The sequence below is a fragment of the gamma proteobacterium symbiont of Axiagastus rosmarus genome, assembly GCF_059730925.1.
Genome location: NZ_AP035925.1, coordinates 2,436,506 through 2,461,042, shown reverse-complemented (window position 1 = coordinate 2,461,042; position 24,537 = coordinate 2,436,506). Strand labels below are relative to the sequence as shown.

Below are 24,537 nucleotides of genomic sequence, written 5' to 3'. Positions count from 1 at the left end.
ATGAGAATCAGGTTACAGCATAGCCGCCGGCGACAGCTTGCCGTGATGAAGGGCGCGATAATACCTGAAAAATGCGCCATTGCCATGTTCAGACACGGAATAACCTTGAAAAGTCTGCAAATTGCTGGAGTATGCTCATCGGGCCAGCCGGACGGGTGGCTGGCAGGGCGAATTTCAGCGCACGATTGGGCTGAGAGGGCTAACCTGAAGGATAATGATTTGACGCAACATGGCGATAATCAGGCCCCATGATAATAATGCAGGTTCTTTAGAGGGATGACAGATGGATCAATTACTTGAGCGTTTTCTCAGTTATGTGGCAGTAGAAACTCAGGCAAAACCTCAGGCGCGGCAGGTGCCGAGCAGCGAAGGGCAGTGGACGCTGGCGCGTCAGTTACAGGAAGAGCTTATTGCGCTGGGTTTTGTGGACGTCACCTTAAGCGATCATTGCTGTGTGATGGGCACCCTGCCGGCAAACGTCGACTGGCCGACGCCGGTGATCGGTTTTATTTCCCACATGGATACCTCGCCGGATTTCACCGCGAAAAATGTCAATCCGCAGATCATTGAAAACTATCGTGGCGGCGACATCGCGCTGGGCAACGGGGATGAAGTGCTCTCACCAGTGATGTTCCCGGTGCTGCACAAGCTGACCGGGCATACGCTGATCACCACCGACGGTAAAACGCTGCTGGGCGCTGATGATAAAGCCGGTATCGCTGAGATCATGACGGCAATGGCCGAGCTGGCCAAAGGGGATGTGCCGCACGGCGCCATTCGCGTGGCCTTTACTCCGGATGAAGAGATAGGTCGCGGCACGTCGCACTTCGACGTTGAAGGATTCGCGGCTGACTGGGCTTATACCGTTGACGGCAGCGATCTCGGCGAGTTTGAGTTCGAAAACTTTAATGCCGCGACGGCGCTGGTCAAAATCACCGGCAACAACGTGCATCCCGGCAGTGCGAAAAACGTGATGGTGAACGCGCTGGACCTGGCAATGCGTTTCCACGCCGAGCTGCCTGCCAAAGAGAAGCCGCAGTTTACCGACGGCTATGAAGGCTTTTTCCACCTGCACACCATTAAGGGATCGGTAGAGCACGCCGAGCTGATGTACCTGATTCGCGATTTTGATGCCGACAGCTACGAACAGCGTAAGCAGCTGCTGCAGGAGATTGGCCGCCGCGTCAGTAAAGGTCTGCAGGCTGAGTGCTCCATCAAGGTGGAGATCAGCGACAGCTATCGCAATATGCGGGAGAAGGTGGAACCGCATCCGCACATCATTGAGCTGGCGCTGCAGGCGATGCGCGACTGCGGTATCGAGCCGAACGTGAAGCCGATCCGCGGCGGCACCGACGGATCGGCGCTGTCATGGAAAGGACTGCCGTGTCCGAATCTGTTTACCGGCGGCTACAATTACCATGGTAAACATGAGTTTGCGTCGCTAAATGTAATGGCGAAGTCGGTTGAGGTGATTGTGCGTCTGGCCGCGCTCGCGGCGGAGAAGAAGTAGGGCGGAGAGGGGCTTGCCCTCACCCTAACCCTCTCCCGCTCGCGGGAGAGGGGACCGATCGAGCGGGTATCAGGTTTTGTTTATTGCCTTAACTCCTGTTTATGCCCCTGTTTTTTTACGCATCTTATGGCCTGCGCTTTACTGCAATCATCGCGCGGTTTTCTCCCGCGGGCGGGAGAGGAGACCGATCGAGCGAGAATCAGGCTCTTCATTTGCCCATGCCGTCGCCGGCGCTTTACTGCAATCGTCGCGCGGTTTTCTCCCTCTCCCGCGGGCGGGAGAGGGCCGGGGTGAGGGAAACGGGCGCAGAGGACCTGATCAACTCAATCAGCAAAAAACCAGTACCCGCTGTTCACCAGTGCCGCCAGCTGAGCCAGCAGCGAAGGGTCATCCAGCGCATCGCCGAAATCTTCCAGCGTCAATACGTGTTTGTGTGCCAGCGCAGCCAGTACCGACGGATGTGCGCACTCGACGCGCTCACCGTTGACGTACACCGCGTCGCCCAGCGTCAGCACGCGCAGGCCGCCGAGGCGCGTTAGCGCATCACCCTGCTGCAGCGCGTCATAAATCTCATCCGGCTGATACGGCGGTTCCGGCGGTGCCACATCCAGCTCGTGACGCGACTGGGAAATAAATTCGCCAAACCACTGGTTAAACTGCTCCGGCTGATTAATTACATCCAGCATCACCTTGCGGATCCCTTCTACTTCCGACGGCAGAATCTGCGATGGGCAGTCACGCGCCGGCACATCCGGATCGCTGAAGCGGTAGCTGCCCAGCTCATGCGCCAGCATGTAATCCGCAAAGCCGCTGATCAGCTCGCGTCCGTTAGGTGCGCGGAAGCCGACTGAATAGTTGAGCGCGTTCTCCAGCGAATAGCCTTCGTGCGGGAAACCCGGTGGAATATAGAGAATGTCGCCCGGTTCCAGCTCTTCATCGATGATGGCGTCGAACGGTTCAACCTGCAGCAGGTCCGGATGCGGGCAGTGCTGTTTCATCGGCACTTTTTCGCCCACGCGCCAGCGACGGCGGCCAGTGCCCTGAATAATAAACACGTCGTATTGATCAAAGTGCGGGCCTACGCCGCCGCCCGGCACTGCGAACGAGATCATCAGGTCGTCGATACGCCAGTCGGGCAGAAAGCGGAACGGGCGCATCAGCGCAGCAGAAGGTTCATGCCAGTGGTTCACCGCCTGTACCAGCAGCGACCAGTTGCTTTCACCCAGGTGATCGTAGCTTTCAAACGGACCATGGCTGACCTGCCACTTGCCGTTGTTGTGGCTGACGAGGCGGCTGTCCACCTCGTTTTCCATTGCCAGACCGGCCAGCTCATCCGGAGAAATCGGATCAATGAAGTTTTTGAAACCCCGTTTCAGGACCACCGGGCGTTTTTGCCAGTAGCGCTGAATAAAGTCGGGCCAGTTGATGTCGAGCTGATAGTCCATGCGAGGATTCCGGTTAGGGCCATAATTGCTGCCAAGTATAACAGCCCGCGCCCGGTTCTACTCGCGGTGATGTTCAACTTCCTGCCGCTGAAAAATCACCTCCATGCGTGCGCCGCCGAGCGGGCTGGTCGTGGCGATTACCTGACCGGCATACTGCTCGAGAATATCGCGCACTACTGCCAGTCCCAGTCCCTGACCGGGACGCAGCGTATCGGCACGCTGGCCGCGCACAAAGATCAGATCGCGCTTGCTTTCGGGAATGCCGGGGCCGTCGTCATCAATGAACAGATGCAGCGCGTTTTCCGTCTGGCGCGCGCTGACCTCAATAAATTCGAGGCAGTATTTGCAGGCGTTATCCAGCACGTTGCCCAGCACTTCCATAAAGTCATTTTGATCGCCGATAAAGGTCAGCTCCGGCGAAATATCCAGCGTGATCTCAACGCCCTTGCGCTGATACACCTTATTGAGCGCGGAACACAGGCTATCCAGCAGGGCCGAGACCGAATGCAGATCGCGCTGCAGCGGGTTGTGATCCGCCTGCATACTGGCGCGATGCAGGTAGTAGCCAATCTGCTGCGAGATGCGGCTGATCTGTTCGAGCATGACCGGCTCAGCCTGTTCGATGGTCAGCTCTTTGCCACCGCGCAGCGAGCGCAGCGTGCTTTGCAGCACCGCCAGCGGCGTTTTCAGGCTGTGCGTCAAATCCGACAGCGTGGTGCGATAGCGCGTGTAGCGCTGCCGTTCGTTGGTGAGCAACAGATTGAGATTGCGCACCAGGCTGCGCAGCTCCTGCGGCGGGTTGTCGTCGAGATTTTCCCGGTGGCCGGTTTCCAGCTCGCGTACCTGTGAAGTCAGGTGGCCAATCGGACGCAGGCTCCAGTGTGCCGCCAGCCACAGCAGCGGAATCACCAGCAGCAGATTGGCCGCCAGCACATAGCTAAACCACGACCACACCACGTCTGAGTGCTGCAGCTCCTGCGGGATCGAGTCCACCACCACAATGGTCAGCGCCGGCAAATTGGTGGTCGCGTCGTAGCGGTTCACTGCCACCGAGTGGGTGAAGGTGTCGTTGCTGTCACTGTCCAGCGCGTGCAGCCGCTGCTGTGCCTGCGGATTGTTACCCATCGCCGCCATACTGGTGCGATTGCTGGTATCGATCTCGTAAAAGTCTGGCTTCATCAGCCAGTCGCGGCGAATGTTTTTGCGGATTTCCGGCACGTCGCGCTGCTGCCACAGCAGCTTACCGCGCTCGTCATAGATGAACACCAACGTCGGGAAATTGAGCGTCATGCGTTCCGGCTGGGCGATGGTGAGCTTATTGTCTTTCCACTGCGCGAGGGTGAAGAACAAATTGCTCTCGCCGCGCATCACGCGATAGGTATTTTTATCAAAGCTGACGACATAGCCAATGACCGCCACCATGCCATACGACAGCGACAAAAACAGCACGATCGCCGCCGTCGCCAGCAGGAAACGCGCGCGCAAGGAGAAAGGGCGCTGACGGCGGAGCAGCTTCATAAATCAGAGATCAAAGCGGTATCCCTGGCCACGCACGGTGTTGATCACTTCGGTCGGGTGCAGCGCGAGAATTTTTTTACGCAGCCGCCCCATCAGTACATCAATGGTGTGGCTTTCGCGCAGTTCCGCATCGGGATACAGCTGCAGCATCAGCGAGTCTTTGCTGACCACTTTACCGGCATTGCGGATCAGTGTTTCAACAATGGTGTACTCAAACGCGGTCAGCTTGACCGGCGCGTCATTCACCGTAAGCTCGCGGCGCGACAGGTCAACCTGGAACGGCGGCATGGAGATAATTTGCGAGGCGTGTCCGCTGTTGCGGCGCATCAGCGCCTGTAAGCGGGCGGCGACCTCTTCAATGTGGAACGGCTTGGTCACGTAGTCATCGGCACCGGCTTCCAGCGCTTCAACTTTCGCCTGCCAGCCTTCGCGCGCGGTCAGCACCAGAATCGGCTGACGAATGGCATCGCCACGCCAGCGGCGAATCAGCGACATGCCGTCTTCGTCGGGCAGGCCGAGATCGACCAGCGCGATATCGGGAATGTGTTCCTGCAGGAAATAGTCGGCTTCTTTGGCGTCTTCGGCGGCATCCACCTGATGACCCATGTCACGTAACTGGACTGCGAGGTGATGGCGCAGCAGGGCATTATCTTCCACAACCAGAACACGCATAGAATTTCCTTACCTTCAACTCAGTGATGATGGCGAAAAGTATACGCTACGCCAGCTAAACCGCAGATTAACACTCCGCTGTGATGCACTGGCAGGGAAACCTCAGCCACCACGTGACGTGCGTGACTGAGGTAACACCAACTTGCCATAGCCTGAGTTTTCAGAGCAAGGAATTACTTCAGGTCGTCAACCATCTGAATCGCGCGGCCGAGGTAGTTGGCTGGCGTCATCTGCTTCAGGCGCACTTTCTCTGCTTCCGGCAGCTCCAGGCTGTCGATAAACGCCTGCATACCGGCTGCGTCCACGCGCTTGCCGCGCGTCAGCTCTTTCAGCTTCTCGTACGGCTTTTCAATGCCGTAGCGGCGCATCACGGTCTGGATCGGCTCAGCCAGGACTTCCCAGTTGTGATCCAGCTCGTCCAGCAGGCGATCGCGGTTCACTTCCAGCTTGGAGATACCTTTGAGCGTGGCCTGATAGGCGATCAAGGCATAGCCGACGCCGACGCCGAGGTTACGCAGCACGGTAGAATCGGTCAGATCGCGCTGCCAGCGTGATACCGGCAGTTTGCTGGCCAGGTGCTGCATCACCGCATTGGCCAGCCCCAGATTCCCTTCGGAGTTTTCGAAGTCGATAGGGTTAACCTTGTGCGGCATGGTTGAAGAGCCAATTTCGCCAGCAATGGTTTTCTGTTTGAAATGGTTCAGGGCGATGTAACCCCAGATGTCGCGGTCAAAATCAATCAGGATGGTATTGAAGCGCGCGATGCAGTCAAACAGCTCGGCGATGTAGTCATGCGGCTCGATCTGCGTGGTGTACGGGTTCCAGCTGATGCCCAGTGAGGTCACAAACTGCTCGCTCAGCTGATGCCAGTCCACTTCCGGATAAGCGGCGATGTGCGCATTGTAGTTGCCCACCGCGCCGTTGATTTTGCCCAGCACTTCCACCTTGCTCAGCTGACGCAGCTGGCGTTCCATGCGGTAGGCCACGTTGGCCATCTCTTTGCCCATGGTGGACGGCGTTGCCGGCTGACCGTGAGTGCGCGACAGCAGCGGAATGTCGCGATACTCCTGCGCCAGTCCCTTCACGGCGGTGATGATCTGGTTCCAGAACGGCACGATCACGTCGCGGCGTGCGGTTTCCAGCATCAGCGCGTGTGACAGGTTATTGATATCTTCAGAGGTGCAGGCGAAATGGATAAACTCAGACACCGCATGCAGCGCCGGCACGTTGGCCACTTTCTCTTTCAGAAAGTACTCTACGGCTTTCACGTCATGGTTGGTGGTGCGCTCAATGGTTTTGATGCGCGCCGCATCTTCTTCGCTGAAACCGGCGACAATTGCATCAAGGAAAGCGTTTGCGTCGGCATCAAATGCAGGAACTTCCTTGATCTCTGCGGTCGCGGCCAGTTTCTGTAACCAGCGAACTTCAACCTCAACGCGGAATTTCAGCAAACCGTACTCGCTGAAAATCGCACGCAGCGGGCTGACTTTATCGCCGTAACGACCATCGACAGGTGAGACGGCGGTCAGAGAGGATAATTCCATCAGTGCAACTCCTGAATCGTTAACAATATAGGGCAGGGCGGCGCTTAATACGCCGGACCCAGCCGGGATAAAAGGGTTTTCGCTTCGCGCAGCAGACGCTGGCGCGCAAACATCAGCTGCAGACGACCGCCGCCGACCTGCTGCCACAGCACCGCCGCGCGGATACCGGCCAGCAGCGCAGCGCGAACTTTGCTCTGCACCTGCGAATTCTGCAGCACCTGCGGTGAGCCGGTCACCTGAATGCGCGGGCCGAGCGGCCTAATCACATCGACGTAAATGCCGGCCATAGCGCTGGTGATGGTGTCTGATTCCAGTTCGTAATGCGCCAGCTGACGATCAAGCTGGCTGATGCGCTGTGCCAGGGTGTTTAGCGCGGTTTTGTTACCGTGCAGTTTACGCTCCAGCACCATCAGGCTCAGGGTATAACGCGTCAGGTCGGCGCTGGCACCCTGCCGGCTGCCGCTGTTCAGCACCGCCATCAGCGCTTCCAGCCCGGGGCGCAGGTTGGCTTCATCGTTGCCAAACACCGCCAGCGTTGAGCCTGGATTTAAATCCAGCAGGCTGCGCAGCGACACCTGCAGCGCCGCGTTGTTGCAGTGCCCCTGGTGTGCCAGCTGTTGCACCAGATGGGCTGCCTGGCAAACGCCGGCCAGCGCCAGCGTTATCTCATAATAGTTTTTAGCCACGCTTCACTCCTGTAGACGCGTCGGCAGTGCCGACTCAGGCCTCTGTCAGCGGCAGGCGCTGTTCAATAATACCGCCACCAAGGCACACGTCACCGAGGTAAAATACCGCGGACTGGCCCGGAGTGACGGCCGCGACCGGCTCATCGAAACGCACTTCAATACGATCGTCGCCGTGCGGAATGATCTCGCAGGGAATGTCGCTCTGACGATAGCGGGTTTTCACCGTGCAGCGTAGCGCAGCGGTCACTGGCTGGCGATCGACCCAATGCAGCTGCTGTGCTATCAGGCCCACCGACATCAGGCGCGGATGATCGCCGCCCTGTGCCACAATCAGCGTATTGCGCGCGACATCTTTGTCGACCACATACCACGGATCGTCATTGCTCTCTTTGCGTCCGCCGATGCCCAGCCCTTTACGCTGACCCAGGGTGTGATACATCAGCCCCTGGTGTTCACCGACCACTTCACCGTCAACGGTTTCGATGACGCCCGGCTGAGCCGGCAGGTAACGACCGAGGAAGTCGCGGAATTTACGCTCGCCGATAAAGCAAATACCGGTGGAGTCTTTTTTCTTCGCCGTAATCAGATCGAGCTGTTCGGCGATGCGGCGCACCTCAGGCTTCTCCAGTTCGCCGACCGGGAACAGGCTCTGTGCAATCTGCTGGTGACTGAGCGTGTAGAGGAAATAGCTCTGATCTTTGTTGCCGTCGAGACCGCGCAGCAGCTGGCTGGTGCCGTTGACATCGGCACGGCGCACATAGTGGCCGGTGGCAATGTAGTCTGCGCCGAGATCGTCTGCAGCGAATTCGAGAAACGCTTTGAACTTGATCTCTTTGTTACACAGAATATCCGGGTTCGGCGTGCGTCCGGCCTTGTACTCTTCCAGAAAGTGCTCGAATACGTTGTCCCAGTACTCAGCGGCGAAATTGATTTTGTGCAGTTTGATGCCGAGCTTGTCACACACGGCCTGTGCGTCAGCCAGATCGTCAGCGGCGGTGCAATACTCCTCGCCATCGTCTTCCTCCCAGTTCTTCATGAACAGGCCTTCAACCTGATAGCCCTGCTGCTGCAGTAACCAGGCGGAAACGGAAGAATCGACGCCGCCGGACATCCCGACGATCACTTTTTTCTGGCTGTTGTCAGACATGACGCACTCTTGATTACGATAAAAACAGGCGGCGCATTCTATCACGCGGAAGCGTTGTGCGCACCCTCATGAAACGGCCACTGATACGGGGCTATCAGCTGCAGCGGATAGCGGACCCCCTGCTGCCACAGCCGCACGCTTTCGGCCACCAGCGGCGAACGCAGCGTCTCTGCGCTGAGAATCTGCTCCGGCGACAGCCACCAGCAGCAGTCAATATCGCTGTCGTGCGGCGTGGTGGCAAGGGTGGCAGGCAGATCGAGGCCAAACAGAAAACGCACAAAAGGTGTATGGTCCGGCGCAATCCACTGCTGCACGCCGAGGAAATAGTCGGGCTGCGCGGCAATGCCGGTCTCTTCATACAGCTCGCGCTGTGCCGCTTCCAGCAGCGTCTCATCGGCCTCAAGATGTCCGGCCGGCTGATTCCAGGTGATGCGTCCGTCGACACGCTCTTCCACCACCAGCAATTTACCCTGCGCGTGCACCAGGCAGGCGACAGTTACATGAGGTTTAAACATCGTTTCTCCTGAATCGTTAACCTGACGTTATCGAAATGTATAAATTACGTCCGGTCGCTGATGTCGCGCCATTCGCCCGGTGCCAAATCCTGCAGCTGGTAATCACCCATGGCAAAACGGATCAGGCGTAATGTCGGAAAGCCAATGTGCGCCGTCATCCTTCGGACCTGGCGATTGCGCCCTTCATACAGCGTGATTTTCAGCCAGCAGGTGGGGATGGCTTTGCGCTCGCGAATCGGCGGGGTGCGCGGCCACAGCCACGCGGGTTCGGGCACCACTTCTGCGCCCGCCGGCAACGCTGGACCATCGTTAAGGGTGATGCCACTGCGCAGGCGGGATAAATCTGATTCCTGCGGTACGCCTTCCACCTGAACGTAATAGATTTTGCCGGTGCGCTTGCCCGGCTGCGTCAGCTGCGCCTGCAGTGCGCCATCGTTGGTCAGAATCATCAACCCTTCGCTGTCGCGGTCGAGACGGCCTGCGGCATACACCTCGCTCACCGGCACAAAATCTTTCAGCGTGCGGCGGCCAGCCTCATCGCTGAACTGCGGCAGAACATCGAAAGGTTTGTTAAAGAGTATGACGCGACGCGGACCTTTTGGTCGTGTGTCACGCCGCGCGGGCTGGCGCGCCGGGGCAGCAGGGCGCTTATGCTGGTGAATTCGTTGAGAAGTTTTTCGCATGGGCTTTGCAGTTGGTAACAATCGGCGCATTATAGCGCGAAACTGCGGTGATTGGCGTGGCGGAAATATTCAAGTAGTATTGACGCGCATCTTACAAATCATTAACAAAAAATCGCTCGAAGGAGAGGTTAATGGAAAGCAAAGTAGTTGTTCCGGCGGAAGGTCAAAAAATCACCCTGGATCAGGGCAAACTGAATGTCCCGAATAACCCGATCATCCCCTACATTGAAGGTGACGGTATTGGGGTTGACGTTTCCCCGGTGATGCTGAAAGTGGTTGATGCCGCTGTGAAGAAAGCCTACAACGGCGAGCGAAAAATTTCCTGGATGGAAATTTACACCGGCGAAAAATCCGTCGAACTCTATGGCCAGGATGTCTGGCTGCCGCAGGAAACCCTCGATTTAATCAAAGAATACCGCGTGGCCATTAAAGGCCCACTGACTACCCCGGTAGGTGGCGGTATTCGTTCCCTGAACGTGGCACTGCGCCAGGAACTGGACCTGTACGTGTGTCTGCGTCCGGTACGTTACTACAAAGGTACGCCAAGCCCGGTTAAACGTCCTGAAGATACCGACATGGTGATCTTCCGCGAAAACTCCGAAGATATCTATGCTGGTATCGAGTGGAAAGCCGGTACGCCGGAAGCGGACAAAGTGATCAAATTCCTGCGTGAAGAGATGGGCGTGAAGAAAATTCGCTTCCCGCAGCAGTGTGGTATTGGCGTGAAGCCGTGTTCAGAAGAGGGCACGAAACGTCTGGTGCGTGCCGCGGTTGAATACACCATCACCAATGACCGTGATTCCCTGACGCTGGTGCACAAAGGCAACATCATGAAGTTCACCGAAGGCTCTTTCAAAGACTGGGGCTACCAGCTGGTGAAAGAAGAGTTCGGCGGCGAGCTGATCGATGGCGGTCCGTGGATGAAGTTCAAAAACCCGAACACCGGTAAAGAGATCATCGTTAAAGATGTGATCGCCGACGCCTTCCTGCAGCAGATCCTGCTGCGTCCAGCCGAGTATGACGTTATCGCCTGTATGAACCTGAACGGTGACTACATTTCTGATGCCCTGGCGGCACAGGTAGGCGGCATTGGTATCGCACCGGGCGCCAACATCGGTGACGAGTGCGCACTGTTCGAAGCTACCCATGGTACTGCACCGAAGTATGCGGGCCAGGATAAAGTGAACCCAGGTTCCGTGATCCTGTCTGCAGAAATGATGCTGCGTCACCTGGAGTGGTTCGAAGCGGCTGACCTGATTGTTAAAGGCATGGAAGGCGCAATCGCTGCCAAAACCGTGACCTACGACTTTGAGCGTCTGATGGACGGCGCTAAGCTGCTGAAATGTTCTGAGTTTGGTGACGCGATCATCGCGAACATGTAATTTGCCCTGAGCAAATGCAACATGAAAGGGAGCCGCAGGGCTCCCTTTTTTATGCTGGCAGCCGGAAGGACTTCATGTCACCGCCGGTTTGCCATGCATGACGACTGTGCGATGCGTGGCTTTATTCCGCCGGAGGCTGTAACTGACCGATCTGGCTATCGCGCGCCTGCGACAAACGCCAGAAATCATTGCCGGCCGGATGCTGGTAAATCCGCAGCGAAAACTGACCGACAATCGCGTAGATGAATTCAAATATCGCCGACTGGGAATTCTCGTAATCAACCCACAGCACCGAGGAGGTAAAGCAGTAAACCTCTACCGGCAATCCCTCCGGTGAGGGTTTCATCGCGCGCACCACGATATACATATCTTTTTTAATATCGTCGCGCTGCGCCAGCCAGGCGGTGAAATAGTGACGGAACACCGTGAGGTTGGTAATGCCGTTTTCGGCAAACCAGCGGTCACCGACCACGCTGCTATCGCGGCCATCCATCAGGATTGAAAGCTGCTCACTGACGCCGCGAATCTGGCTCATCTGCTGCACCATTTGCTGATCGAGAAAGCGAATCGAGGTCTGGTCGAGATGAAAGCTGCGCATGATACGCCGCGCGCCGGAGGAGAACATCGCCTGCCAGTTGGTGTAGGTTTCGGTCAGGAAATTTTTGGTCGGGATCCGCGACAGCGTATTGTCCCAGTTGCGGATGGTAATGGTATGCAGAGCGATATCAATCACTTCACCGCTGATGCCGTTATCCGGCATTTCAATCCAGTCGCCAAGCTGCAGCACATCGTTCGATGACACCTGAATATTGGCCACCAGCGACAGCAGGGTGTGCTGAAACACTAACATCAATACCGCCGCGACCGCACCCAGACTGGAGATGATAATTACCGGCGATTTGTTCGACATGATAGCCAGAATCATGATGGCGGAAATGATGTGCACCAGGATCTTACCGATCTGGATATAGCCTTTTATCGAGTGGTTCTTACGCTTCGACTTACGCGAATAGGAGTTATTAACGATCTCCAGCACTTCGTTAAAGAACAGCGACAGATATACAAAAAACAGAATGCCGCAGATGGTTTTCACCGCGATCAGCAGATGCTCGGGCAGGTCCGGCATAAACTGCAGCAGGTAATAGACGGTGATCACCGGAATAAAATTCGACAGCTTTTCTGAGAGCCGGACGTCTTTATCCAGCGGCACCTGGTTTTTATGCGTGCTAAAGAACACGCGGCGCACCACTTTTACCACGAAGAACTTGCAGATCAGATGGGTGACCATGCCGGCAACCAGTAACAGCAGCAGGCTGAAGGTGGCGGAGAGCACCGTGTTGCCTTCAATAAACGTTTGTATGTCGCGTAAGTAATTCATTTTAACCACATGCCGGCCGGTTGAGGCGGGAATTCAAACATAAAGCGGCCACGGACGATAAGCGACGCGTGCGCAAAAGTGTTGCTACGAGACCAGCGCTTTGCGTGCCGCCTCGGCAAGAAAATGGCTGCGGCTGCTGTAGCGCGCGTTATTACTGACCATCTTATCGATCTTCTCAATCAGCAGATGCGGCATAGTGATATTGATGCGCTCGGATTTGCCCAGATAGCGGGTGACATCAATATCAACGTAGATCCACACGCCGGGCTGGCTAAATTCCTGCTGCCAGTGCTGCGCCGGCTCCGGAATCAATAAGCCTTTCTCCGCCATCAGTTCAAAGTGGGCATGCAGCGCAGATTGCGCATCCTGCAGCGTTTGCTCGGGCGTATCACCGGCAAAATAACAGCCGGTGACATCCGGGAAATAACCACTGGCCGAGCCGTCAGCGTCAATCTCTACCAAAGCGGGAAACAGCATCATGTCACCTCTGAGCAAGCGGAATAAAACCAGCATGGATCAATCCAGCCTGGCGTCTTTCAGAATCTGCATCAGCGTGCCTGTCTTCATATCCTTCTGCGGATGCGGCACGGTGATCAGATGAGCAAAATCCGGGTGCGAGAACTGATGATGACTGCCGCGTATGCGCTCCAGCTTCCAGCCATTCTTTTGCAGCAGTTTAATCAGCGTCGCGCTCTTCATCGGACTTCCTGTAGGTGAAATTATACACACAATACACACTGATGCAAGGCGGTCTCTGCCATCACATCGGCGGGTCATGGCCAAACTAACCGGGACGGCCGCGACAGGCACCCATTGATGCTGCGTTCTGCGTGCTGTTTTCCACGGCTTTTTCCCGCTGCGATAGTGGTTTGCGTAAAACTTTGAAATAGTTAACATCCCGGCACCGGCGCGCGTGCCATTTGCGGGCTGAACCGCTATCTTCAGCCTTCATCAATCCGGAGGTGCTATGCAAGGTGTGATCAAGTTTGTAAAAGGCTGGCTGATTTTTTCCCTGCTGTGGGGCATTTTCATGTGGTTTGTATCCTGGCAGGCACAGGGCAAAACGCCGGGCATGATGATTGTCATGAGCCTGTATGCCGGTTTGATTTATCAGGCATTAATGACCATGGTGGCGCGTTATAAAGCGCGGCGCGCACAGGCCTGATTATTCACAACTGCCGACATAGCTTTGCGTCGCGCTGACGCTAATTTGCATGCCATCCGGCAAGCTGAGCGCTCACTAATCAGCGTGTAAGGCGGGCAGGATGGGAAGAACGTTACTGACGGGATGGTTTTTTTTGCTGCTATCACTGGCGGCCAGTGCACAATTACCGGTGGGGCCTGTGGTGATAGCGGGGCAGCATGGGCGCCACCTTGCCGGGCACAGCAGTACGGCAGATGTCGCCGAGACGCCGGATGAACATATTCAGGAACGACGGGACGGCGTGCCGCAGCGGCATTGAGTATCGGGGCCGCACGGGCCCCGATCGCCGGGGATTATTTACGGCCCAGCAGGAAACCGACAATCACGCCGATGCTGGCGGCAACGGCCAGTCCGGTCGCCGGGTTGTCGCGTACCGATCTCACCACGCAGTCTGCTGCATCCTGCACCGCATAACTGGCCTGCGCCGGATAGCGTCGCGCGGCACCGCGTGCCTGATGACGGCGTGAACCGGTGAACTCGCCAAATTTTTCCTGTACGGCACCCGCCGCTTCATTCAATTTTGCTTCCGCTTTATCGGTCATATTGACTCCCTGAGAGTGGTGAATGTCTCTTTCAGCGTAGACAGAGAAGTGCAGACCAGCAACCTGGTGGCTTTTCAGGATGTAACAGTGGTTTGCAGGAATCGGCATTGCTGTCCATACCTGGTAAGGACCACGTTAAGCTGCACGAACCTCACGCAGCGCCCACTGAACGGAGGAGAAATGAAACGCGATATCCTGAATGAAGACGATTACGATGAAGTTTGCCGGGTGATTGGCGATGCGGTGATTGTCCTTTCCGAGTGCGGTCATGAAACCAGACGGGAGGAGATTGCCCGTTTGCTGCAGCGTACGCGCCACGATCGCGCCCACGACGAACGCGATGAACAGCGTATGCTGGAGCACGCGATTCGTCTGGTACGGCCTTGAGCGCAGGGCGTCACGCGGACGCCCTCACTGCTGGCCGCGATACGCCGGGTACCAGCTCACCAGGAAGTGGCGCAGATGATCAAAACACCATTCGGCATCGTCCGCCTGCTGGCAGTAATAGCGAATGGTGACCTTCTCATAGCGACGATGGCGCTGCTGCAGCGGCGACCAGCTCCAGTCCAGCACCGCGCGCGCATAGTTGACCAGCGCGTCGCGCGGCATGCTGTGCTGCTGCTCCTGGCGGCGCAGATACATCTCAAAGAACTGATCGAGACTCTGTGTCTCTTCGCTGCTACAGTCCAGCGTGGGGCGGAACGCCACATCGAGAAAGCCGCACACGCCGTCTGCGCGCTGCTGCCAGTCACAGGCCAGCGTCATAAACAGGCCATCCTGCAGATTGACCTCTTCCAGCAGACGACGCAAATTTTCAGAATGTTTACCGGCGGCGATCTCATCAATGCGATCGGTTTCCAGCGTCAGGTCAAAACCGCACGGGTTGACCGAGCCATCCGCGTCTCGGGTGGCCGGAAAGGGGAAATCGATATAACCGTTATTGTCCAGACTCTTTTCCATAATGCAGGTCCGCAGCATGACAAACGCTGACAATAAACCATCTGCGCGCGCCACGCACGGCTTATGGACACGTCCAGGTAATCATGGTGTTACGCGCCGGGTTGATCAGGCGGAACTGCTTGTCGCTGAGCCGCTGTGCATAAAAGCCTTCCGGCGTCACGGCAGAAGGGACATAGCGGAAACGGTCGGTGGAGTGCAGTGCGCCGCTGCTCAGCGTTACGCCATCGCGCGCCACCGAAAACGAATTCACTAAATCGAAAATGCGCCCTTCGGTGTGGCCCAGCGACTGACCATAGAGCGTTGCGACCTCGCCGGGGCAATCGACGCCTTTCGGCGTGGAGCTGCAGCCAGCCAGCAGGATAAGTGTGAGTAGAAAACTGAGTCTTAACATGGTCCTGTTCCTGGTGCATTCCCTGATTTATGCTGGCCTGACGATGCGCGCCACTGATCCGATCATAGCATGTCTGACGCCACTGCCCATTTGCCATTTGTTTAATCGTTAAGCGGTAAGCATGTAAAGGGGTGACTTTGCTAGCAGATAAACGTTATTCTTGCCAGCGTTGCGCACCAGGTAAGCAAAACAAGGGTAAATCCATGAGAGAAGAAGAAGCCAGTTTAATGATTCTTCAGCACGCGATTGATAAGTTAGACGCCGACAAAAAACAGCAGGTGATGAACTGCGTGACGGCGATCCATGAAGTTATGCAGCGTTTCGATCCAGACGATGCCGGACTGGCGCTGATGCTGGTGGCCGCGCAGGTCGCGGCAGAGTAGCGCCATCCCATCCCGGTCTTAACCATTTATTTCACCCACCAGCCAGCGGTGGATCACCCGCACCATATATTGCTGCTGCTCTGCCGTTAACGGCTGATGCGCAGCAATGCCATGCCATTTTGCCAGACAGCCGCGGCAGCAGGTTGCCGTGGCGTGCTGGGCGATAAATACCGGATGGCCGCGCATTGGCGTCTGTTTGCCATCATTCTTTGGTTCGGCTGCGGCCAGTCTTTGCTGGATAAAATCGGCCGCGTGTTGGTCGATCACCGCCGGGCCTTTCTCAATACAGTACTGTCGCTCTTTCGCGCCTAAATGGAAGCGGCGGCGAAACGGCGATTGCGCCAGCCGCGCGAATAATGCCTGTTCATCTCGCATAACATCCTCCTGACGCGATCTTAGCGCATTTTACTTAACTCGTTACAAAGATATCCCGATCGCATAAAACCTCACAAAATCAGTGATGTGGAGGCGTTCTTCCTGCCCGCAGTGGCTGACCCGCGGTCGCAGGTTACCGCACCGGCGGCGGTTGTATGTTACCCTCTGGCCAATTAAATTCCTGTAAAATCATGATCTAACCTCAGTGGAGAACCCCATGAAGGCGATAACCCTTGCCGCGCTCCTGATGGCTTGCCAGATTGCCCCCGCGTGGAGCGAAAGCGAATTCCAGATTACCTGCCCGGGCCGCCCCACCATGACGGTATCGCGTGCCGCTTACGGGCTCAGCACGCTGATGTGGCCAACCCGGCATTTCCAGATTGCCGCCGGGCAGCAGCGCACGCGTCTGCAGGACGGCGATAAGGTCGCCATTACCCGTTTCCGCAATGGCGATCAGTTGATCGTGAATAAAAACAGCGGCGAAACCTTTTTCGTCTACGCCGACAGCGATAAGCTGTTGCCATGCAACCGCACGGAAAAACGCGATGCTGATATTCTGTCGCTGGAGCGCTACGACGACCGCCAGCACCCCTCTTCATAATGCCGCCACAAGGAGCCGACCATGCAATTAAGCGTTACGGATAGCGTCACGCATCAGGATCTGGATGAAATGCGCCTCGGCCTGAACGCCTTCAACAGCCGCTTTATTGACATCAATGAGATGAAAGCCATCGGTGTGTTCATTAAAGACGGCGCCGGGAAAAAGCTGGCGGGACTGACGGGCTCAACCTATGGCAACTGGTTACGCATTGATATGCTGTGGGTCAGCGATGGGTTACGCGGGCAGGGCGCCGGCAGCCAGCTGATTCAGGCTGCCGAACAGGAAGCCCGCGCACGCGGCTGCCGTTACGCGCAGGTGGATACCGCCAGCTTTCAGGCTCGGCCGTTTTATGAAAAGCTTGGCTATACGCTACGTTTCAGCCTTGATCACTATCCGCGCGAACATCAGCGTCACTATCTGAGCAAGACGCTGTAATCACAGCAGTGGCTGCTGGCGCAGATCCAGCGGCGACTGTTCCGCTTCATCAATCGCGGCCAGCCAGCTCTGTAAATCGACCTTCGCCCAGGAGAGATGTCCGCGCGTGGTGCTCATCAGCACTACATCCGGACGCAGCGAGCGGTACAGCTCCAGCGACTGCTGCAGCTCCGCAGGATTACTGTCCGGCACCAGCACGCTGATCCAGCGATGGTAATCCCGCGTCAGGGTGTCGCCGACAAACAGGTAGGTCTGGCCGAGCGGTGAATGGTACAGGTAGCTGCAGCTGCCTGGCGTGTGGCCCGGCGTGGGCAGCAGGTGAAAGTCGCCAAAGTGCACGTCCTGATGCGTGAAGGTTTCGTCCGGCTCAATCACCAGGCTCACCGGGCCGAGCGATCGGCTGTGGCAATACAGCGCACTATTGAAGCGCTGCTGAATGGCCCGCGCGCCCGGCGCGGCTTCGTGCCAGTGGGTAAAATAGTGGCGAATCACACCGCCCGCGTCCGCGAGCACTTCATGATCCAGTAGCTGCTCAACGCGGCCAATCAACAGGTTGCCGCGCGGATGGCGCAGCATAAACCCGTGCATCATTAAATCATTTGCCGTCTCTTCCGCGGGAAATTCCGGCGTGGAGATCCACAAGTCTTCGTACAGCGGCTTCAATAGCGGTCTCCTGCGGCAACACGTCAGCGCAACGTCGGATGGCCGGTAAAGGCTAACCGCGCGGCGCCCTGGTCAATTTCAAGCGTGGCGCTGGCGCCGAGCGGCAGCGTCACGGTATCGGCATCATGGCCAAACGGCAGATCGCTGATTACCGCAATCTGGTACTCATCACGCAACCGCTGCCACACCGTGGCGAAATCAAAGCCGTTGTCGTAATCGGACAGGGCGGTGCTGGTGAAGCTGCCGGTGACAATGGCGCGCTGGCGCGCCAGAATACCGCTCTGCTGCAGCTGAATCAGCATACGCTCAATGCGGAACGGATGCTCATTCACATCCTCGATCACCAGAATGCCGTCTTCAATCTGCGGCAGCCACGGCGTGCCAATCAGGGAGCAGATCATCGCCAGATTGCCGCCCCACAGCGTACCCTGCCAGCGGCCGCGATCCGAACTGACGCTGTGCCACGCCAGATTGACTGTAGGAGATGTTAGCGCCTGCCAAAAGTGGCTGACGGTAAATTCAGATAAAGCCTCCGCGCCAAAATTGCCGGCCAGCATCGGTCCGCTGAAGGTGATCAGCCCGGTCTGCGCCAGCAGCGCCAGCTGAATAGCGGTGAAATCACTGTGGCCGCACAGCGCGACAGGCTGATTAAGCAGGCGACGCTGCAGCGCCACATAGTCGAGGTGATCGAGCAGGCGTGAGGCACCATAGCCGCCGCGCACCGCCAGTACGATATCCGGCAGCGACGCCAGCGACGCCAGCGCATTCACATCCTGCAGGCGCTGCGCGTCATCACCGGCAAAACGCTGCCAGCGGCGCGTAATGGCTTCCGGGTTTTGCAGTTGATGGCCTTCCGCCTGCAGGCGCTCCACCGCGCGCCGGGCGGCGTCCTGATTGTGGCAATAACCGGAAGGGGCGATGAGGCGTATTGAACGAGGGGCGAGCATAACTTCCATCCTGCTGTCTGTTGGCCTGCCGATGATGACGAAATGCGTTACTGAAGTCACGGTAGCACAAGGTTTTTTACGTATTTAGGATAAACGGTAATTTTACCTTTTACCGTCATGGTTATGATAGCTTGCGCCAATCTTATAGCGGAACCAAAAATCAGTGAAAATTCGACTACTTATGCTGTCTGCTTTGCTGCTGGCTGGCTGTGCCAGCGAGCCGGAAAAACCGGTGACGCCGGAGAAGAATACGCCATTAACCCAGGCGCCGCCGTCGAAAGTGAATGATGCATGGTCACTGTTTACCGAAGATGCCGCCAGTCATTATGGCGTTGATGAGAAGCTGATCAGCGCCATTATTAGTGTCGAATCCGGGGGCAACCCAACCGTGGTAAGCCGTTCTAACGCGGTCGGGCTGATGCAGATCAAAGCCGCCACCGCCGGACGCGAGGTGTATCGCGCACAGGGACGCCACGGCCAGCCGAGTAACTCCGAACTGCGCGACCCGGCGAAAAATATTGATATCGGCGCGGCCTATATCCGGATTCTGCAGGATTCCGCACTGGCGGGCATTCGCGATCCGCTGACGCTGCGCTATGCCACCATTGTTTCCTATGCCAACGGCGCCGGCGCGCTGCTGCGCACCTTCTCGCGCGACCGCGATCGCGCCATTGCAATGATCAACGCCATGACGCCGGATGAGTTCTACCAGCACGTGCAAAACAAGCATCCGGCCGCCCAGGCGCCGCGCTACCTGTGGAAAGTCACCACCGCCTATCGCACCATCGGCTAAGGCTGCTGGCGGGGCTCAGTGCTGTGCGCGCTCTGCCGCAGCCTCATTTGAGGCATCGCTGAGGTTAATGCGCGGCAGCACGCCGCCGGTGAACTCCACGCGGCGCATCGGGAAGGCGAAACGAATCTGTTTCTGCTCCAGCTGAGCCATCAGTTGCAGGTTAATCTCCTGCTGAATGTCCATGTATTTGTTGTAATCGGCGCTCAGCACGAAATAGACCACCTCAAACGTCAGCTGCGATTCGTCAAACGACAGGAAATGGGCGCGATCAAAACGCGTGTCCGGCACGCCTTCAATGATGCGTTGCACCATGCCGCCAATCTGCCGCACTTTCTCCGCCGGCGTGCCGTAATTAATCCCGAACTTAAACACGATGCGCCGCTGCTGCATGCGTTTGTAATTGTGGATGGTTTGCTGCAGCAGAATGGTGTTGGAGCAGACAATCTGTTCGCCGCCGAGACTGCGCAGCCGGGTGGTTTTCAGGCCAATGTGCTCAATGGAGCCAGCGATGTCGCCGAACACAATAAAGTCGCCGTGCTCAAAGGGCTTATCGAAGCCAATCGCCAGCGAAGCGAACACATCGCTCAGCACCGTTTGAATCGCCAGCGCGATGGCGATACCACCGACGCCGAGGCTGGCCACCAGCGCGGTGATATTGATCCCCATATTGGAGAGGATTGCCAGCAGCATCATCACCCACACCACGACGCGCAGCAGAATGCCGAGGATCACCGTGGTGACCGGATTGCGCACGTGCAGCGGATCGCGCAGCAACGAGTGCAGCCACAGGCGAATGCCGCCGTCAATCCACAGCGTGAGTTGCAGAATCAGCGCCAGGAACCAGCCGTGGGCGATGGCGACGCTCCAGCTGTCCGGCAGATCGACAAATTTCAGGGTGATCAGCAGCGAGAAGATCAGCAGCAGCAGCTGACTGGTGCTGCGCAGAATCTCCACCAGAATGCCGGTGAAGCGCACGTGGCGCTGTTCGCTGTAGTGGGCGATGCGGTTAGAGACAAAGCGAATGACGGTGCGCAGCAGCCAGTAAACAATCAGCGTGCCGAACACAATGATGGCGCTATTAATCCAGAAGTTTCGATTGAGAAAGATAAGTTGTAAACGATGGGCAGAAAGCCAGTTTTCCATTGGGGAGAATCTCCTTGCCGGGAGCCGGTGAAAAGAATGTGCAAGGAGAAAGCATAGACTACGCTGGCGCCGCGCGGGACGCCGGCGGTTTACTGGAAACGATTGGCCTTGTCGCGCGCCAGCCGCTCCAGCGCAAAAATCACCTGCTGCAGCTGACGCTCCTGCACCGGTTCGATGGCGGTAAAACGGAAGCTGAGTCGCGGCGTGATGCGGGTTTCGTTCTTGCTGGTCACGGTGCTGCGCTCGCCGATGTGCAGCAGCTGTGCGGTCACTTCGAACTGGCCATATTCGCCCAGCTCAACGCGCAGCTTTTTGAAGGTATCGCCACGGTTAAGACCTTCCGGCAGCGCCTCATCCAGCAACACGCCGACGCCGCCAAGCGACAGATCCTGCAGGCGAAAGCGCGCGGTACTGCCGTCCGGCCACTGGCTGTGGCAGTAGAATACTGGTTCGAGCGGCGCGTTGACGCGAAAGAATTCCCGGCGCTGAATCTGCCACACCAGGTCGGGCAGCGTGGCGGCAAAGGCGGGCAGGCCGTCATAATCGATGCGGGTTAATCCCTGCAGCCCAAACTCCACTTTGGCACCGTGGGTTTCGGCCGCAATATTCACTTCGCCACCCTGCAGTGCCAAATCATTGTCCAGCGCGTTGCTGCCGAGATCAAAAATCACCCGATCTTCATCCGCGGCCAGCAGCCGGCTGATGAACTGACCACGGGAGAAATTGACCATCAGCAGGGTTTGATAACGCAACAAATCCTTCATCACGTTCAACACCGCCAGCGTACCGCGCTTGAGATATTGTTCTTTATCGGCGTCTTTCACGTCCTGCTCCACCTGTCCGATTGCTATTTTACGAGTGCCACTGCTCTTCGTCGGTTATCGACCGGGGCGGTAAAAGCTTTAGCCGGCGTGAACGAATTCATCATGATGTTGATGTAGCAGAGAAAAAATTCCCGGCTATACTTAGCGCGATGAACACCTTGATTCATAACGTAAGGAGCAGCAAATGGGTATTCTTTCATGGATTATTTTTGGTCTGATTGCCGGGATTATCGCTAAATGGATCATGCCAGGTAAAGATGGCGGCGGATTTATTTTGACCGTGGTACTCGGGATTGTCGGTGCGGTGGTGGGCGGCTGGATCAGTACCCTGTTCGGCTTTGGCCGGGTTGACGGCTTCAACTTTGGCAGCTTTGTGGTCGCGGTGATCGGTGCCATTGTGGTGCTGTGGATCTACCGTAAAGTCCGCAGCTGACGCCAAATCACGATTCAACAAGATCCGCAGTCCCGTCCGGGGCTGCGGATTTTTTTATGTCGTCAGAAATCGTAGCCGATTGTGGCGGTCAGCGTCCGCTCCGCGCCGCGATAGCAGTAACCGGTGCCGTAGCAGGCTGCCAGATACTTTTTATCCGTCAGATTGCGGGCATTCAGCTGCAGCCAGGCACCTTTCAGGCTCGACTGCCACGCGCCCAGATCGGCGCGCAGCGAGGCGTCAAACAGGGTCACCGACGGCAGACGGGTGGTGTTTTCGTTATCGGCCCACTGGCGGCCAATGTAGCGTACCCCGGCACCCGCGCTCAGGCCGTAATCAAACTGATAATGCCCCCACAGCGACGCCATGCTATTTGGCGTGACGTACGGCGTATGGCCATCGTTGCCGTCCACGGAATCCTTAAAGCGCAGATGGTTGAGCGTATAACCGGCAATGGTGCTGAACCGTTCGGTCAGTTGGCTGCGCGCCTCCAGTTCAATGCCCTGCGCATGCACTTTGCCGGACGGGGTGTAGGTGCCGTCCTGCACGTTACGGTTGGCCACATCGTTCTGCGTCAGATCGTACAGGGCCACGCTGTAGAGATCGCGCGTGCCGTTCGGCTGGTATTTCACTCCGGCTTCATACTGTTCTGAGGTGGTCGGTTTCAGCTGATTCCCGTCGGGATCGGTCAGCGAAGCCGGGGTAATCGCCTGGCTCCAGCTGACGTACGGCGACACGCCGTTATCAAAGGCGTACAGCAGCGCGGCGCGGCCGCTGACGTGATCGTCCTGACGACGACTATTGCCATTCTCTGACACGATACGGTCATAGCGACCAGACAAATCCAGATGCCAGCGCTGCCACGCCATCTCATCCTGCAGATAGAGGCCGGTCTGGTAATAGCGGCGCGTCTGCGCTGTCCAGAGGTAATCCGGCTGGCTGCCGATGGCCTCGCCGCTCCAGGCATTCAGCGGTGAGGCAGCACCGCTGGCGTCGCTCAGATCATTTTTGTAGCGGTGATACTCCGCGCCAAGCGTGACGCGATGCTGCAGCGCACCGCTGGCAAACTCCGCCTGCAGCTGGTTATCGGTCGCCCACGCGCTGAGCGAAGAGCGCTCAGCGGAGTAGTAGCGATTAAGCAGGTCCGGATTGTCGCTGTTCCAGCCAATCTGGTACACCTGGTCGAGCGCCACGCTGGAATGGCTGTAGCTGCCGGTGCTGTGCACCGACCATACCTCATCGAAACGGTGCGAAAAGTCGTAGCCGTAAATCTGCTCATGACGTTTGAACTGATCCAGCGCGCTGTCGCCCTCATAGAAGCCGTCGCTCAGCCAGCGGCCATTGTGGCTGTACAGCGTGCCTTCCGCCGGCACCGAGCCGTGATAGCCGCCTGAGGGATCTTTTTGCAGATAAGCACGCAGCAGCAGGCTGGTGTCTTCATCCGGCTGCCACAGTAGCTGGGGTGACAGCGCGTATTTCTCTTCGCGCGTGTGGTCGTACTGGGTATCGCTGTTGCGCGTGATGCCGGTCAGGCGGTACGCCCATTGATCGTTAATTGCGTCGGTGTAATCAAAGGCGGCGCTGTTACTGGCATTGCTGCCGGTGGCGAAGCGTAAATGGCCCTGTGAAGCAAACTGCGGCCGCTTCGTGACCATGTTCACCAGCCCGCCCGGCACCGTCTGGCCATAAAGGGCAGAAGAGGGGCCTTTAATTACGTCGATGCGGTCAAGGAACCAGTTATCCACCTGCAGGATATTGAAGCTGCCGCCGTCGCTCATCACGCGCAGACCGTCAAGGAAGGTGTTGTCGACGTCACCGCCGTGGAAACCGCGCAGCGAGATAGTGTCGTAACGCGTGGCCGCGCCACCAAAGTTGGTGAAAACCCCCGGGGTATAGCCCAGCGCCTGGTTCAGATCCTGCGCACCCTGATCGTCAATCTGCTGGCGCGTCACCACGGAAATGGACTGCGGCGTGGTGACGAGTGGACGATCGCTTTTCGTGGCGCCGCTGCGGGTGGCGAGATAGCCCGCCGTAGGCGAGGTGGCGCTCTCCTGCGGCTGTGCGGTGACCACCAGAGAGGGTTCGGCTACGCCGAGTGCCGGAAACGCCAGCGCCAGCGCGCACAGCAGCCGGCCACGGTTGAGGGGGAACAGCGCGGTCATAATGATTCCTTTGGCTGAGAACAAAAGCCGCACCACACCAGCGCGGCGGTTAATGATGAGAAAAAGAGTCATTTTAAGATTGAGAATTATTATCTTTTAGTAAGGGGTGTTTCAAGATGTAAAAGATAAGTAATGGAAAAGTGTGATGCGCAGGGGGATGCCGCAGCGCCGGGCGTGGCCATCGCCTGGCTGTGGCATCGGGCC

The 24,537-nt window shown here is 57.3% G+C and carries 29 protein-coding genes; 9 read left to right on the top strand and 20 right to left on the bottom strand.

Going from position 1 to position 24,537, the window contains the following annotated elements; all coding sequences use genetic code 11:
* The first annotated feature begins 283 nt into the window (after positions 1-283).
* Positions 284-1,510 carry a peptidase T gene (gene pepT, locus AC6I8F_RS11530; RefSeq protein WP_021506380.1) on the top strand — a complete coding sequence of 409 codons (1,227 nt, stop codon included), beginning with the start codon at positions 284-286 and terminating at the stop codon, positions 1,508-1,510.
* A 323-nt stretch (positions 1,511-1,833) separates the two neighbouring features.
* Here the strand turns inward: pepT and AC6I8F_RS11525 are convergent, their stop codons facing one another.
* The 8 genes from AC6I8F_RS11525 to rluE all read right to left on the bottom strand — a co-directional run bounded on the left by AC6I8F_RS11525 (position 1,834) and on the right by rluE (position 9,750).
* The gene (locus tag AC6I8F_RS11525; RefSeq protein ID WP_058776487.1) at positions 1,834-2,955 is read right to left on the bottom strand and encodes a ribosomal protein uL16 3-hydroxylase; all 1,122 of its coding nucleotides are present in this window, start codon (positions 2,953-2,955) and stop codon (positions 1,834-1,836) included.
* A gap of 57 nt (positions 2,956-3,012) precedes the next feature.
* On the bottom strand, positions 3,013-4,473 hold the full coding sequence (gene phoQ / locus AC6I8F_RS11520) for a two-component system sensor histidine kinase PhoQ (RefSeq protein WP_021506378.1): 1,461 nt from the start codon (positions 4,471-4,473) through the stop codon (positions 3,013-3,015).
* A gap of 3 nt (positions 4,474-4,476) precedes the next feature.
* On the bottom strand, positions 4,477-5,145 hold the full coding sequence (gene phoP / locus AC6I8F_RS11515; protein WP_010617222.1) for a two-component system response regulator PhoP: 669 nt from the start codon (positions 5,143-5,145) through the stop codon (positions 4,477-4,479).
* Between the two features lie 173 nt (positions 5,146-5,318).
* Positions 5,319-6,689 carry an adenylosuccinate lyase gene (gene purB / locus AC6I8F_RS11510; RefSeq protein WP_021506377.1) on the bottom strand — a complete coding sequence of 457 codons (1,371 nt, stop codon included), beginning with the start codon at positions 6,687-6,689 and terminating at the stop codon, positions 5,319-5,321.
* A 44-nt stretch (positions 6,690-6,733) separates the two neighbouring features.
* Positions 6,734-7,375 (bottom strand): high frequency lysogenization protein HflD, encoded by a 642-nt coding sequence (gene hflD, locus AC6I8F_RS11505; protein WP_498028040.1) that lies wholly within the window; start codon positions 7,373-7,375, stop codon positions 6,734-6,736.
* Positions 7,376-7,409: 34 nt separating this feature from the next.
* Complete coding sequence (gene mnmA, locus AC6I8F_RS11500; protein ID WP_021506375.1) at positions 7,410-8,522, bottom strand: tRNA 2-thiouridine(34) synthase MnmA; 1,113 nt, start codon at positions 8,520-8,522, stop codon at positions 7,410-7,412.
* A 41-nt stretch (positions 8,523-8,563) separates the two neighbouring features.
* Positions 8,564-9,037, bottom strand: a complete 474-nt coding sequence (locus AC6I8F_RS11495) for an NUDIX domain-containing protein (RefSeq protein WP_238560978.1) — start codon at positions 9,035-9,037, stop codon at positions 8,564-8,566.
* 44 nt (positions 9,038-9,081) lie between these two features.
* Positions 9,082-9,750: a 23S rRNA pseudouridine(2457) synthase RluE gene (rluE, locus tag AC6I8F_RS11490; RefSeq protein WP_150058306.1), complete on the bottom strand. Its 669-nt coding sequence runs from the start codon at positions 9,748-9,750 to the stop codon at positions 9,082-9,084.
* A 101-nt stretch (positions 9,751-9,851) separates the two neighbouring features.
* Between rluE and icd the strand changes: the two genes are divergently transcribed.
* On the top strand, positions 9,852-11,102 hold the full coding sequence (icd, locus tag AC6I8F_RS11485; RefSeq protein WP_010617214.1) for an NADP-dependent isocitrate dehydrogenase: 1,251 nt from the start codon (positions 9,852-9,854) through the stop codon (positions 11,100-11,102).
* Between the two features lie 121 nt (positions 11,103-11,223).
* Here icd and AC6I8F_RS11480 read toward each other — a convergent pair whose 3' ends face one another.
* The 3 genes from AC6I8F_RS11480 to AC6I8F_RS11470 form a co-directional block, all read right to left on the bottom strand.
* Entirely contained in the window at positions 11,224-12,480 is a 1,257-nt protein-coding gene (locus AC6I8F_RS11480) for a mechanosensitive ion channel family protein (RefSeq protein ID WP_498028039.1), read from the bottom strand.
* A gap of 84 nt (positions 12,481-12,564) precedes the next feature.
* Entirely contained in the window at positions 12,565-12,957 is a 393-nt protein-coding gene (locus AC6I8F_RS11475) for a type II toxin-antitoxin system HicB family antitoxin (protein WP_022548759.1), read from the bottom strand.
* Between the two features lie 39 nt (positions 12,958-12,996).
* Positions 12,997-13,179 (bottom strand): type II toxin-antitoxin system HicA family toxin, encoded by a 183-nt coding sequence (locus AC6I8F_RS11470; protein ID WP_058757609.1) that lies wholly within the window; start codon positions 13,177-13,179, stop codon positions 12,997-12,999.
* 268 nt (positions 13,180-13,447) lie between these two features.
* Between AC6I8F_RS11470 and AC6I8F_RS11465 the strand changes: the two genes are divergently transcribed.
* Positions 13,448-13,645 (top strand): DUF6404 family protein, encoded by a 198-nt coding sequence (locus tag AC6I8F_RS11465; protein ID WP_021506369.1) that lies wholly within the window; start codon positions 13,448-13,450, stop codon positions 13,643-13,645.
* Between the two features lie 332 nt (positions 13,646-13,977).
* Here the strand turns inward: AC6I8F_RS11465 and AC6I8F_RS11460 are convergent, their stop codons facing one another.
* Positions 13,978-14,226 carry a DUF883 family protein gene (locus AC6I8F_RS11460; protein ID WP_021506368.1) on the bottom strand — a complete coding sequence of 83 codons (249 nt, stop codon included), beginning with the start codon at positions 14,224-14,226 and terminating at the stop codon, positions 13,978-13,980.
* 180 nt (positions 14,227-14,406) lie between these two features.
* Here AC6I8F_RS11460 and AC6I8F_RS11455 point away from each other — a divergent pair, with 180 nt between their 5' ends.
* Positions 14,407-14,613 carry a DUF2767 family protein gene (locus AC6I8F_RS11455; RefSeq protein ID WP_021506367.1) on the top strand — a complete coding sequence of 69 codons (207 nt, stop codon included), beginning with the start codon at positions 14,407-14,409 and terminating at the stop codon, positions 14,611-14,613.
* A 24-nt stretch (positions 14,614-14,637) separates the two neighbouring features.
* Here AC6I8F_RS11455 and AC6I8F_RS11450 read toward each other — a convergent pair whose 3' ends face one another.
* Together AC6I8F_RS11450 and AC6I8F_RS11445 are read right to left on the bottom strand one after the other, a co-directional pair.
* The gene (locus tag AC6I8F_RS11450; RefSeq protein WP_058769856.1) at positions 14,638-15,186 is read right to left on the bottom strand and encodes a hypothetical protein; all 549 of its coding nucleotides are present in this window, start codon (positions 15,184-15,186) and stop codon (positions 14,638-14,640) included.
* A 61-nt stretch (positions 15,187-15,247) separates the two neighbouring features.
* Positions 15,248-15,577: a hypothetical protein gene (locus AC6I8F_RS11445; protein ID WP_021506365.1), complete on the bottom strand. Its 330-nt coding sequence runs from the start codon at positions 15,575-15,577 to the stop codon at positions 15,248-15,250.
* 203 nt (positions 15,578-15,780) lie between these two features.
* Between AC6I8F_RS11445 and AC6I8F_RS11440 the strand changes: the two genes are divergently transcribed.
* Complete coding sequence (locus AC6I8F_RS11440; RefSeq protein WP_031279245.1) at positions 15,781-15,960, top strand: hypothetical protein; 180 nt, start codon at positions 15,781-15,783, stop codon at positions 15,958-15,960.
* 18 nt (positions 15,961-15,978) lie between these two features.
* On the opposite strand, the gene AC6I8F_RS11435 is transcribed toward AC6I8F_RS11440, so the two are convergent.
* Positions 15,979-16,335: a DUF4186 domain-containing protein gene (locus AC6I8F_RS11435; protein ID WP_010617204.1), complete on the bottom strand. Its 357-nt coding sequence runs from the start codon at positions 16,333-16,335 to the stop codon at positions 15,979-15,981.
* Positions 16,336-16,552: 217 nt separating this feature from the next.
* Here AC6I8F_RS11435 and AC6I8F_RS11430 point away from each other — a divergent pair, with 217 nt between their 5' ends.
* Together AC6I8F_RS11430 and AC6I8F_RS11425 are read left to right on the top strand one after the other, a co-directional pair.
* The gene (locus AC6I8F_RS11430) at positions 16,553-16,936 is read left to right on the top strand and encodes a hypothetical protein (protein ID WP_058757612.1); all 384 of its coding nucleotides are present in this window, start codon (positions 16,553-16,555) and stop codon (positions 16,934-16,936) included.
* A 21-nt stretch (positions 16,937-16,957) separates the two neighbouring features.
* Positions 16,958-17,371 carry a GNAT family N-acetyltransferase gene (locus AC6I8F_RS11425; protein ID WP_058757613.1) on the top strand — a complete coding sequence of 138 codons (414 nt, stop codon included), beginning with the start codon at positions 16,958-16,960 and terminating at the stop codon, positions 17,369-17,371.
* Here AC6I8F_RS11425 and AC6I8F_RS11420 read toward each other — a convergent pair whose 3' ends face one another.
* Together AC6I8F_RS11420 and ldcA are read right to left on the bottom strand one after the other, a co-directional pair.
* Positions 17,372-18,034, bottom strand: coding sequence for an MBL fold metallo-hydrolase (locus AC6I8F_RS11420; protein WP_021506360.1), 663 nt, complete (start codon positions 18,032-18,034; stop codon positions 17,372-17,374). It abuts the gene before it with no gap.
* Between the two features lie 23 nt (positions 18,035-18,057).
* Positions 18,058-18,981 (bottom strand): muramoyltetrapeptide carboxypeptidase, encoded by a 924-nt coding sequence (gene ldcA / locus AC6I8F_RS11415; RefSeq protein ID WP_278426521.1) that lies wholly within the window; start codon positions 18,979-18,981, stop codon positions 18,058-18,060.
* Between the two features lie 163 nt (positions 18,982-19,144).
* On the opposite strand from ldcA, the gene emtA reads away from it, so the two are divergent.
* Positions 19,145-19,774 (top strand): membrane-bound lytic murein transglycosylase EmtA, encoded by a 630-nt coding sequence (emtA, locus tag AC6I8F_RS11410; protein ID WP_072208977.1) that lies wholly within the window; start codon positions 19,145-19,147, stop codon positions 19,772-19,774.
* A gap of 15 nt (positions 19,775-19,789) precedes the next feature.
* Here emtA and AC6I8F_RS11405 read toward each other — a convergent pair whose 3' ends face one another.
* Together AC6I8F_RS11405 and AC6I8F_RS11400 are read right to left on the bottom strand one after the other, a co-directional pair.
* Entirely contained in the window at positions 19,790-20,917 is a 1,128-nt protein-coding gene (locus AC6I8F_RS11405; protein WP_498028038.1) for a mechanosensitive ion channel family protein, read from the bottom strand.
* A gap of 89 nt (positions 20,918-21,006) precedes the next feature.
* On the bottom strand, positions 21,007-21,741 hold the full coding sequence (locus AC6I8F_RS11400) for a flagellar brake protein (RefSeq protein ID WP_215786115.1): 735 nt from the start codon (positions 21,739-21,741) through the stop codon (positions 21,007-21,009).
* A 184-nt stretch (positions 21,742-21,925) separates the two neighbouring features.
* On the opposite strand from AC6I8F_RS11400, the gene AC6I8F_RS11395 reads away from it, so the two are divergent.
* On the top strand, positions 21,926-22,174 hold the full coding sequence (locus AC6I8F_RS11395; RefSeq protein ID WP_021506355.1) for a GlsB/YeaQ/YmgE family stress response membrane protein: 249 nt from the start codon (positions 21,926-21,928) through the stop codon (positions 22,172-22,174).
* Between the two features lie 62 nt (positions 22,175-22,236).
* Here AC6I8F_RS11395 and AC6I8F_RS11390 read toward each other — a convergent pair whose 3' ends face one another.
* On the bottom strand, positions 22,237-24,333 hold the full coding sequence (locus AC6I8F_RS11390) for a TonB-dependent siderophore receptor (protein ID WP_498028037.1): 2,097 nt from the start codon (positions 24,331-24,333) through the stop codon (positions 22,237-22,239).
* Between the last annotated feature and the right edge of the window lie 204 nt (positions 24,334-24,537).

Bases quoted from the DNA above. Each gene is read 5' to 3' on its own strand.
- pepT (WP_021506380.1), top strand. From the start codon at position 284: ATGGATCAATTACTTGAGCGTTTTCTCAGTTATGTGGCAGTAGAAACT.
- AC6I8F_RS11525 (WP_058776487.1), bottom strand. From the start codon at position 2,955: ATGGACTATCAGCTCGACATCAACTGGCCCGACTTTATTCAGCGCTAC.
- phoQ (WP_021506378.1), bottom strand. From the start codon at position 4,473: ATGAAGCTGCTCCGCCGTCAGCGCCCTTTCTCCTTGCGCGCGCGTTTC.
- phoP (WP_010617222.1), bottom strand. From the start codon at position 5,145: ATGCGTGTTCTGGTTGTGGAAGATAATGCCCTGCTGCGCCATCACCTC.
- purB (WP_021506377.1), bottom strand. From the start codon at position 6,689: ATGGAATTATCCTCTCTGACCGCCGTCTCACCTGTCGATGGTCGTTAC.
- mnmA (WP_021506375.1), bottom strand. From the start codon at position 8,522: ATGTCTGACAACAGCCAGAAAAAAGTGATCGTCGGGATGTCCGGCGGC.
- AC6I8F_RS11495 (WP_238560978.1), bottom strand. From the start codon at position 9,037: ATGTTTAAACCTCATGTAACTGTCGCCTGCCTGGTGCACGCGCAGGGT.
- rluE (WP_150058306.1), bottom strand. From the start codon at position 9,750: ATGCGCCGATTGTTACCAACTGCAAAGCCCATGCGAAAAACTTCTCAA.
- icd (WP_010617214.1), top strand. From the start codon at position 9,852: ATGGAAAGCAAAGTAGTTGTTCCGGCGGAAGGTCAAAAAATCACCCTG.
- AC6I8F_RS11480 (WP_498028039.1), bottom strand. From the start codon at position 12,480: ATGAATTACTTACGCGACATACAAACGTTTATTGAAGGCAACACGGTG.
- AC6I8F_RS11475 (WP_022548759.1), bottom strand. From the start codon at position 12,957: ATGCTGTTTCCCGCTTTGGTAGAGATTGACGCTGACGGCTCGGCCAGT.
- AC6I8F_RS11470 (WP_058757609.1), bottom strand. From the start codon at position 13,179: ATGAAGAGCGCGACGCTGATTAAACTGCTGCAAAAGAATGGCTGGAAG.
- AC6I8F_RS11465 (WP_021506369.1), top strand. From the start codon at position 13,448: ATGCAAGGTGTGATCAAGTTTGTAAAAGGCTGGCTGATTTTTTCCCTG.
- AC6I8F_RS11460 (WP_021506368.1), bottom strand. From the start codon at position 14,226: ATGACCGATAAAGCGGAAGCAAAATTGAATGAAGCGGCGGGTGCCGTA.
- AC6I8F_RS11455 (WP_021506367.1), top strand. From the start codon at position 14,407: ATGAAACGCGATATCCTGAATGAAGACGATTACGATGAAGTTTGCCGG.
- AC6I8F_RS11450 (WP_058769856.1), bottom strand. From the start codon at position 15,186: ATGGAAAAGAGTCTGGACAATAACGGTTATATCGATTTCCCCTTTCCG.
- AC6I8F_RS11445 (WP_021506365.1), bottom strand. From the start codon at position 15,577: ATGTTAAGACTCAGTTTTCTACTCACACTTATCCTGCTGGCTGGCTGC.
- AC6I8F_RS11440 (WP_031279245.1), top strand. From the start codon at position 15,781: ATGAGAGAAGAAGAAGCCAGTTTAATGATTCTTCAGCACGCGATTGAT.
- AC6I8F_RS11435 (WP_010617204.1), bottom strand. From the start codon at position 16,335: ATGCGAGATGAACAGGCATTATTCGCGCGGCTGGCGCAATCGCCGTTT.
- AC6I8F_RS11430 (WP_058757612.1), top strand. From the start codon at position 16,553: ATGAAGGCGATAACCCTTGCCGCGCTCCTGATGGCTTGCCAGATTGCC.
- AC6I8F_RS11425 (WP_058757613.1), top strand. From the start codon at position 16,958: ATGCAATTAAGCGTTACGGATAGCGTCACGCATCAGGATCTGGATGAA.
- ldcA (WP_278426521.1), bottom strand. From the start codon at position 18,981: ATGCTCGCCCCTCGTTCAATACGCCTCATCGCCCCTTCCGGTTATTGC.
- AC6I8F_RS11405 (WP_498028038.1), bottom strand. From the start codon at position 20,917: ATGGAAAACTGGCTTTCTGCCCATCGTTTACAACTTATCTTTCTCAAT.
- AC6I8F_RS11395 (WP_021506355.1), top strand. From the start codon at position 21,926: ATGGGTATTCTTTCATGGATTATTTTTGGTCTGATTGCCGGGATTATC.
- AC6I8F_RS11390 (WP_498028037.1), bottom strand. From the start codon at position 24,333: ATGACCGCGCTGTTCCCCCTCAACCGTGGCCGGCTGCTGTGCGCGCTG.